Consider the following 8,193-nt stretch of genomic DNA (forward strand, 5'->3'; position numbering starts at 1 on the left):
GCTGACCTCCTCGCGGAGACTCTTGACGAAGAGGAAACGACAGACGAGCGGCTTACCGAGATCGCCAAAGCGACCGTCAACGCGCGGGCCGCCTGATTCCGGGCAACGCGCGAGCGATACGGCGGTTGGTCGTCCTAGCGGCCAACCTGCACCTGCGGACCTCCAATCCCTGAGAGGCCGCCATGCTCCAAAACCGTATCCATCCGAAGGACTTGCCGCTTCTCAACCGAGACTAGGGGCAACGGATACGCCTTTGTGAGGTGTGACCGGCGTCCGCTGTCAAGCCGTTGGATCGCCCATGGCCGCTCTCTCGATCTGTTCGTAGGTACACTGCGACGGCTTCTTGTCGAGCCGCCAGCGCATCAGCTTCGTGCCGTGCCGGAACCGGCGGCCGGTCACATGGTCGAACCGAACCTCAACGACGAGTTCAGGCTTCAAAGGCTCCCACTCCCCGCTTCGTTCGGTACTCCACCGGCTAGGACCGCCAGGCGCTTTCCCGGTGAACCCCGGAGGGTGCCGTAGCGCTTCAAGCTTTCTCGTGAGTTCGGCACGATCGGCGTCGGCTATGGTCGAGGTGAAACCGACGTGGTCCAGTTCCCCGTCGTCGTTGTATAGACCCAGCAGCAGGGAACCGACTTCCTTCGATCTGCTTTGATAGCGAAAGCCTCCGACGACGCAGTCGGCGGTGCGGAGACGCTTGACCTTGATCATGGCGCGGGCACCAACTTCATAGGCCCCGTCAAGACGCTTGCTGACAACACCGTCGGTCCCGCCGTTGCCTGCCTGCGACAGCCACTCGTGGGCCTTCTTGAAGTCTGTGGTGAAGGGTGACAGTACGAGTTCCTTCGTTTTTACGAACGGCGTCATTAGGGTTTCCAGGACGGCTCGTCGCGTTTTCAACGGCTCCTCTAATAGCGAGCCCCCGTCCGGCGCGAAGAGGATATCGAACAGGACAAGTTTGGCTGGCGTCGAGGCGGACAACTTGCGTATCCGGCTCGCGGCAGGATGCAGCCGCATCTGCATCGCTTCGAACGACAGCTTCCCGTCAAGTTCGATGATGAGTTCCCCATCGACGACGAACCTCTCGATCGGCAGGCCCTTCAGCAACGACATGATCTCCGGAAAGTAGCGCCCGAGCGGCTTTCCGGACTTGGCCCGGATATCGGCTGCGCCGCTCTCCTTGAACGCCAGGCACCTAAATCCATCCCACTTCGGTTCGTACTGCCAGCCCTCCTCCGCCGGGAGTCCATCGGCCGATCTTGCCTCCATCGGCTCGATGTCGAGCGGCAGTCCGAATTCCTGAGCGCCGCCACACTTCTCCATGGAGCTCCCCTATGCCGCTGAAAGTTTCGAGGACTTGGCAAGCAGCTCGATCGCCTTTTCCAGCGAACGCTCGCCGTCGCAATAGTCCTTCCAGGCGCCGGTCTTTCCAAGAAGAGCAGGTACAGTCCGGACGGTAAATCGCTTTGGATCAAGGCTGGACGTCACCTGCGCCCAGGTGAGAGGCATCGACACCGTCGCACCCGGACGCGCCCGCGGTGACAGCGGAGCGACGGCCGTGGCCATCCTGTCGTTACGCAGATAGTCGAGGAAGATGCGGCCGTTGCGAAGCTTCTTGGCCATGTTGACGAGATACCGGTCGGGTGCGTCCTTGGCCATCTGCAGGCAGACATCGTGCGCGAACGATTTCGCGACGGGCCACGTCATCTTGCCTTTTTTCCGGACTGCCAGCGGTGTGACAACGTGCAGTCCTTTGCCACCTGTCGTCTTGCAGAAGCTGACAAGCCCCAAAGCCTCGAGACGTTCGCGCATCTCGTTGGCTGCGTCCACGACGGAAGAAAACGGAACGTCGGGTCCCGGATCGAGGTCGAACACGAGGCGGCCCGGAACCTCCGGCTGATCGGGCTCGCAATTCCACGGAGCTCGAGACCTGAAACCTGGGCGACCGCCGCCAGTCCCTCGATACGGTCGATCTGAAGGTAGGGGCTTGCGATCGCCGAAGACCTCCACAAGCTCCAGGAGGTTTGAGGTGCCGAGCCCGGCGTGGCGCTGGAAGAACTGCTCGCTGCCCAAACCATCGGGTGCACGGATGAGGGAGCACGGTCTGCCTTTGAGATGTTCAAGCATCCAAGGACCGATGGCTTCGAAGTAGGTTGCGAGGTCGAGCTTCGTCACCGGCTTCCGGTCGCCTGCGTGGGGCCAAAGCGTCTTGTCGGGATGAGAAATGAGAACGCCCATGACGTTGGCCTTCCCCGACGAATTTCGGCGGCTCGCCTTTGGAACCTCACTTTCCGGTTCAGGCAGCTCGGCCTCGTCCGCAGCGAAGTCTGGAGCGCCGTTTTCGTCTAGCGCGCAGATCTCGCCATCGATGATGGCGTCCGGAAGTCCAGAGGCCGCCTGCTCGATGCCAGGGTATCGGGCCGTCCAATCCAGTCCCTTCCTGGTTTTCAACGTGACCTTGCACTCCGACACTCGCATTTGAATGCGGTACCCGTCGAACTTGATCTCATGGATCCAGCCCTCTCCGGACGGGGGCCGTTCCCGGCTTTCGCATAGTTGCGGCGGTATGAATTCAGGGAGTTTGCCCGACGCCTTCGGCCGTTTCGAGCTCACCGGAGTTTTTTTCTCGCGTTCGTTGGTCTTACGTCGATCCGCAACAAGTCCTTCGTTGCTATCACACACCGCATCGGCCCCGACGGCACCGCCAGAAACCATGAACGGTTTCGGCCTGCGTGGCATCATCGAGAACCGTGCCGCCGTTTGAATGGACGGAGAAGTCGTCGTAATGCTTGAGGAGCAGCTTCGTGCGCTTACCTCCCGTGCGATCGTGCTTCATGCGAACAAGCACAAAGCTGCCTTGAAGGCGCTTTCCCTCGAGCGTGAATTTGAAATCGCCGTCTGCGAACGCCTGCTGGGGCGTCTTCTTTCCCTCCGGCTCCCAGTAACCGCGATCCCAAAGCATGACAGTGCCGCCGCCATATTGCCCCTTCGGTATGGTCCCCTCGAAGTCTCCATAGTCTAGCGGATGATCTTCGACCTCGACCGCGAGACGCTTGTCATGTGGGTCGAGCGAGGGGCCTCTGGTCACCGCCCAGGATTTGAAGACGCCGTCGAGTTCAAGTCGAAGGTCGTAGTGAAGGCGGCTGGCGTCATGCTTTTGAATGACGAACCGCAGCCGGTTCGAAGGCTTGAGCCGGGTCGCGCCACTCGGCTCCTGCGTCAGCTTGAAGTCGCGCTTCGAGCGATATTTTGAGAGCTTGTCGTCAGCCATCGTCTGCCTCGACTTGTTGTCCGCAGTGGCGCTACCTGGGTAGGATTATACTACCGTTCCGGCGTCTGAACGACGCCGGGCGGCACTGCTGTGGGTTCTTCGACGAGGGATGATCCTTCGCCGTCTTCATTGAGGCCATCCTGGGCATCCGGTGCATTCTCGTCGTATCCGGCTCCGGAAGATCCCACATGACGTCCTCCCCCGGCTGAGATGTCTGAGGCTTGGATGAATCCTCCGTGGAATTCCTGCTTCGGATTCCTGCCAGTGCCGCTCGTGCTGGCCCTCCGGCCGGCCTTCGCTTTCCCATTGCCAATACGCCAGTCGCCTGATTGCCTCTTCGCGGTCGTCGGCCATTGCGGTTCCTCCATGAGTACCTCAGCGAACTCGGTGACGTGGCGAAGGTTCCTTTGCCAGGCGCACCCTCGAGTCTTTGGTAGCGGTGGCGGAGACAGGGCCTGCCAGAAGCTATCGTCCAACCCCTCTTCCCGTCCTGTCCAGAACATCGCCGTCCCTGCTGGATCGAGCGCTGGGAACCGACTCCAGACCCTTGCTTCATCCATCGAAACTGCCATTGCTCAAAGCGTCGTATCGGTTGACGTGCCGTCGACTTTACTCGGCTCCTCATCGAAAGCCGTGAGCTGCACCATCATGGCCTTTGCATGGGTGATGGCGTCCGGTTCGGTGAGGGTGTCGTTGGAATTGCTGAAAGTGACGGAGACGTTGTCGGCTCCCTCGCCGACGAATACCACGGTCGCCGAACCCGGTTCAAACGTTACGCGTTTTTCGGTAAGCTGCATTTCGTATCTCCTGTTCACTCGGCCCTAGAACTCCCGACCCGTCATGCGGTTCCTTTGTGTTACCCGCATGCTGTCAGATAGTCTCGGACCGCATCCCGGAATGTCGAGGACGACGCAAACACCGTCTTCTTCCTGCCATTCGGGTTCCACCTTGCCGGACAACTGCTTCTCAACCATGGCCTCACCATCATGGTGGCAAACGATGAAGGACTGGCAAGGCGGCCTGGCCGCCGCGCTCCGTCCATGAAAGGCGAAAGCCGTCGTCGCTCTCTTTTCTCTTTGCCCACGACAACCGAATTCGGCCTCCCGATGTCGAGAGGGCGCGTGGACAGCAGCGTTGACTGTGAGTTCGTGGAGGTATTCAAGATCATCGGCAAGAAGCCTGAGCAGAAGACCTGCGAGGCCATGATGGGCATAGTCAAGGAAGGCGCCGAGATCATGGAGGAGTATCAGGGCATGCCAGCCCTCGACGCCGGTCTTCTCGCCGCCGCCCAGGCGGTCGAGCACTACGAGATGTCGCGCTACGGAACGCTCAGAACCTGGGCGCTCGAACTAGGCATAAAGGATGCCGTCAAGCTCCTGCAAACCACGCTCGACGAAGAGCAGGCGACCGACATCGCCCTCACCTCCATCGCGACCAAGGTCGTGAACCAGAACGCCGAAAAGGCCGCCTGACCCTAACGTGGTCCGGCCCTTTTCCGGGAGCCGGACCCACGAAGCATGGCTCCGTCGCCGTCCGGCGCCGCGAACTTCAGTCGAATTCGTAGGATCCCCTGGGCTCGGCGCGAACATAGTCTTCAAGACGTCGACGATGGCGCCGACGGTTCGAAAGACCGAAAGCGCCAGCCTGATGATGCGCTCGTGGAAATAGAAGCTTTCCGTGCCGAGCTTGTTGCGCTCGACGACCACCTCCGGGCAGTCATCCATGCCATCGAGGTAGGAATCGGGATCCTCCTAGCGAGCCCGACCAGAGAAGTCGCGGTCTTCCTCCCGGCATGAAGACTTCAAAGGTCACCACGACTGCAGCCATCACGGACATATTGATGTCGGACAAGTTGCCGAATCGGGTCAACGACACGGCCTGGCGGCAGCGCTGCGGTTTGCTGAGGTCGCTCGAACGGGGCAGGACGCCGCCAAGGCCAGGCAGGCGCTCGTCGCGGCGGCGCGGGAAGCGACGATCAAGGTACTTCCAGACGATGAGCCGCGTGCGCGAAGCCGGGCGTGGCTCTTCGACAAAGGGGCGTTATTCGTCGACGGGGACTCGGGCGGAAGCGAGTGCATTAGTCCGGTTTATCGTGCAAGCCGGTCCTCGTTGATGCGGAGAGTTACAAGTACGCCGCTCCTCGTCCAGTTGTAGACAATCGAACCTGCAAGATGCCCGGTGACTACCCGGTGGAGAAGTCTGCTTCCGTAACCGTCCGATGCTGCCGGCGCGTCGACTTCCGGGCCGCCTTGTTCGGTCCACACTATCTCCACCTCCCCGCCGGCTACGTTCCCCGAGACGTCCAAAGTGCCGGTCGCGACAGAGAGCGCCCCGTACTTCAGCGAGTTCGTGGCAAGCTCGTGAATAACTAGGGCCAAGTTGGTCGCCGCGGCCTCGCCTACGCCCATACGCGGGACGGCGACGCGGATGCGGCCCGCGAAGGCGCCACGTCGTCGTACGGTGCCAGCAGGACAGTGAAAAGGTCCCCAAGAAGGGCCGCGCTTCCCTGGCCGCCAGGAAGCGGACGGACAAGGTCGTGCGCACGACCAAGGGCAGTCAGCCGCTGTGTCAGTTGCTGCGCCATCTCCTCCTTCGATCCGGCCGCACGCGAGGTGATTGCAGTTAGTCCGGCTGCAAGCGCCAGAAGGTTCTTGACCCGGTGGCTCATCTCGCCCGCGAGCAGCTCATGTCCTTCCTCCGCCTGCTTGCGACCGGTGACATCCAGGAATATGCCCGTCATCTTGCGGGCGACTATGTCGACGTCATTACCCTGGCCCCGAGCGGAGATCCAACGGACATCGGAGGCTTCCGTCAGAATGCGGAAGTCGATCTCGTATGGGCCGACAATGGCTCTCGTCGCGACAAACGCGGCCCTCACCCTGTCGCGGTCCACTGGATGGATTTTCTCCGACAGAGACTCGAATGTGGGTGTCTTGTCGTTGGAGACATCCCAGAGTTCGTAGCCCTTGGCATCCATCAGGAATGTGTCGTCGTCGACGTTCCACGACCAAAGCGCAACGCCTGCAGCCTTGATCGCATTGCGTAGCTGTTCGGGTTTCCATTCCGGATTGTCGATCGGGTCGTGGCTTTTCACTGAATCCCTTCGTTTCTTCTTGAAGACGACCGGTTCTTATATAGGGACGATACCGGGCGATCCGAACCTCGCATCTATTTTAAGTTGGCAGGCACGACAGGAAAAGCAGTTCCTCGCCGCATCGGCCAAGGGGAACGTGGTGACATCATGGATGCTCTGAGAAAATCGGTCGAGGGCGACGCCAAGGCCGGGAAGCGAGGGTGAGATGCCTTTCGGCTTCTGGCAGACCTGCTTAATCGCCCTAGTGTTCCCGGCATGTGTAATGACTACGAACAACACATCCTCTGGGCCGAATACTGCAAGATGATGCAGGAGCTTGCGCTGCGCATCCCTGCGAACCAAGTGGAACTCGATCTGCCGCAAGCCGACGACATCAAGATCGGAGACACCGCGCCGGTGATGAGGCAATACGGCGACGAGGTAGAGCTGTTCCCAGCCAAGTTCGGTTTCCCACCGCCTGAGGGCCGCAAAGGCGGTCCCGTCTTCAACTTTGTAAGCGGCGGCAGGAATTTTGCCGACAGCAAGCGATGTCTGATCCCCGCCAGCGCATTCTTCGAGTTCACGGGCACAAAGTATCCAAAGGCCAAACACCGCTTCGCACTGAAGGGTGCGCCGATGATGGCGATCGCGGGACTATGGCGGGAGGGCCAAGGCAACCAGCCGGCGTCGATGACTATGCTCACGACGAAGCCAGGGCCGGACGTCGAACCGATCCACAATCGCCAAGGCGTCGTCCTGCGGCCCGATGACTGGCAGCACTGGATCAACAAGCTGACGAAGCCGCAGGAGGAGCTACTGCGGCCCTTGCCTGCAGGGAGCTTGGCGGTCGAACAGGTGCGGCATGGAAGCGACTAATTCGAGAGTCTTTTTCGGCTGCTCGACAGTCGCTTGACGAAAGCCCAGGCCAGTCGGAATCCGCCTCCTTAAAAAAATCTCGCGGCAGCCAAACCGGGAGATCGCCATGAAACACATCCCCATCGCCCCATCGGTCGCTTCATAGCGGGAGCAACCGGATCGATGGAATGCAGAGCACACGGAGTTCATGAGTCCAACCCTTTCAGCGCGGTGCTATCCGAAGGAAGGTCGTCATATTCAGATGAGGCCGTTTGAGCTACAAGCCTGCGCCGGATCTTCATTTTGCTCGGTGAGGCGAGCGGAACTGACGGAACCTTTGCGAGAGACGCGATGGCTGCAGTTGTCATGTCAAACGCGACGAAATCGGCATTCAGATCCTTTCCTTGATCGGCTCGGGAGCCACTGGTATCCGCTTCGTCCTGTATCTGCGTCCAAAAAACGATGCCGACCCTGATTGTGTTATCCGCGCGTTTGAGCCGGCGCACCAGGAACCTCGCATGTCTGGCTGAATTCTGATTGAGAAAACACACCACGATGGTGTCAAGTTTCCCGGTCAGTAGCTTTCGAATGTTGGCAGGCTTGATTCCCTGGAAGCTTGCTGCGTTCGCGGTGGCGCCTTCCACCCGCAATACCTGGGCCAGCATTGCGGCCGAAACATCATCAATCTCGCCCCGTCCACCCACGCAGAGAATATTCATGCCTTGGCCGTCGGGTATGTCCTGTCTGTCTGCCGCCGCCTGCTTCCCTTGGTCCTTGGAAGGATCCTCGATCTCGTCGTCGTCACTCTCCTGGGCCGCAATATCCTCCAGACTGGACACCAGGGACATTCCACTTGCCGCGACGCGCAAGCGCTGCTCATCACTCATGACGCCGCGAGCCCGGTCTCGCTCGGCCAATATCAAGGCAGGCACCGCAACGGCGTCGTAGTAATCCACCAGATACTCTTCATCGAGAATCTCCTCCGCTTGATCTG

The 8,193-nt window shown here is 60.2% G+C and carries 8 protein-coding genes and 3 pseudogenes; 3 read left to right on the plus strand and 8 right to left on the minus strand.

Translation table 11 applies throughout. The features are described from left to right. Positions 1 to 96 (plus strand): DUF892 family protein (locus ACPYOI_RS33335; RefSeq protein ID WP_481423973.1); only part of this gene is annotated, 96 nt, incomplete at its 5' end. A 183-nt stretch (positions 97 to 279) separates the two neighbouring features. Here the strand turns inward: ACPYOI_RS33335 and ACPYOI_RS33340 are convergent. The 6 genes and pseudogenes from ACPYOI_RS33340 to ACPYOI_RS33365 all read right to left on the minus strand — a co-directional run bounded on the left by ACPYOI_RS33340 (position 280) and on the right by ACPYOI_RS33365 (position 4,068). Further along, on the minus strand, positions 280 to 1,323 hold the full coding sequence (locus ACPYOI_RS33340; protein ID WP_481417906.1) for an ATP-dependent DNA ligase: 1,044 nt from the start codon (positions 1,321 to 1,323) through the stop codon (positions 280 to 282). Between the two features lie 9 nt (positions 1,324 to 1,332). Continuing rightward, on the minus strand, positions 1,333 to 2,742 hold the full coding sequence (ligD, locus tag ACPYOI_RS33345; RefSeq protein ID WP_481423971.1) for a non-homologous end-joining DNA ligase: 1,410 nt from the start codon (positions 2,740 to 2,742) through the stop codon (positions 1,333 to 1,335). Next, positions 2,675 to 3,271 (minus strand): DNA polymerase ligase N-terminal domain-containing protein, encoded by a 597-nt coding sequence (locus ACPYOI_RS33350; protein WP_481423972.1) that lies wholly within the window; start codon positions 3,269 to 3,271, stop codon positions 2,675 to 2,677. The genes ligD and ACPYOI_RS33350 overlap by 68 nt, the downstream gene beginning before the upstream one ends. 50 nt (positions 3,272 to 3,321) lie before the next feature. Further along, on the minus strand, positions 3,322 to 3,459 hold the full coding sequence (locus ACPYOI_RS33355; protein WP_481417928.1) for a hypothetical protein: 138 nt from the start codon (positions 3,457 to 3,459) through the stop codon (positions 3,322 to 3,324). 69 nt (positions 3,460 to 3,528) lie between these two features. Continuing rightward, positions 3,529 to 3,625: pseudogene (locus ACPYOI_RS33360) on the minus strand (DUF2934 domain-containing protein); the annotation flags it as partial. Between the two features lie 221 nt (positions 3,626 to 3,846). Continuing rightward, on the minus strand, positions 3,847 to 4,068 hold the full coding sequence (locus ACPYOI_RS33365; protein WP_481417905.1) for a hypothetical protein: 222 nt from the start codon (positions 4,066 to 4,068) through the stop codon (positions 3,847 to 3,849). A gap of 309 nt (positions 4,069 to 4,377) precedes the next feature. On the opposite strand from ACPYOI_RS33365, the gene ACPYOI_RS33370 reads away from it, so the two are divergent. Further along, positions 4,378 to 4,743, plus strand: a complete 366-nt coding sequence (locus tag ACPYOI_RS33370) for a YciE/YciF ferroxidase family protein (protein ID WP_481417904.1) — start codon at positions 4,378 to 4,380, stop codon at positions 4,741 to 4,743. Positions 4,744 to 5,358: 615 nt separating this feature from the next. Here ACPYOI_RS33370 and ACPYOI_RS33375 read toward each other — a convergent pair. Next, positions 5,359 to 6,365 (minus strand): annotated as a pseudogene (locus tag ACPYOI_RS33375) (sensor histidine kinase). 255 nt (positions 6,366 to 6,620) lie between these two features. Between ACPYOI_RS33375 and ACPYOI_RS33380 the strand changes: the two are divergent. After that, positions 6,621 to 7,220, plus strand: coding sequence for an SOS response-associated peptidase (locus ACPYOI_RS33380; RefSeq protein ID WP_481417903.1), 600 nt, complete (start codon positions 6,621 to 6,623; stop codon positions 7,218 to 7,220). 185 nt (positions 7,221 to 7,405) lie between these two features. Here ACPYOI_RS33380 and ACPYOI_RS33385 read toward each other — a convergent pair. After that, positions 7,406 to 8,193 (minus strand): annotated as a pseudogene (locus ACPYOI_RS33385) (AI-2E family transporter); the annotation flags it as partial.

It is taken from the genome of Rhizobium sp. SVR5-2C, from assembly GCF_056755115.1.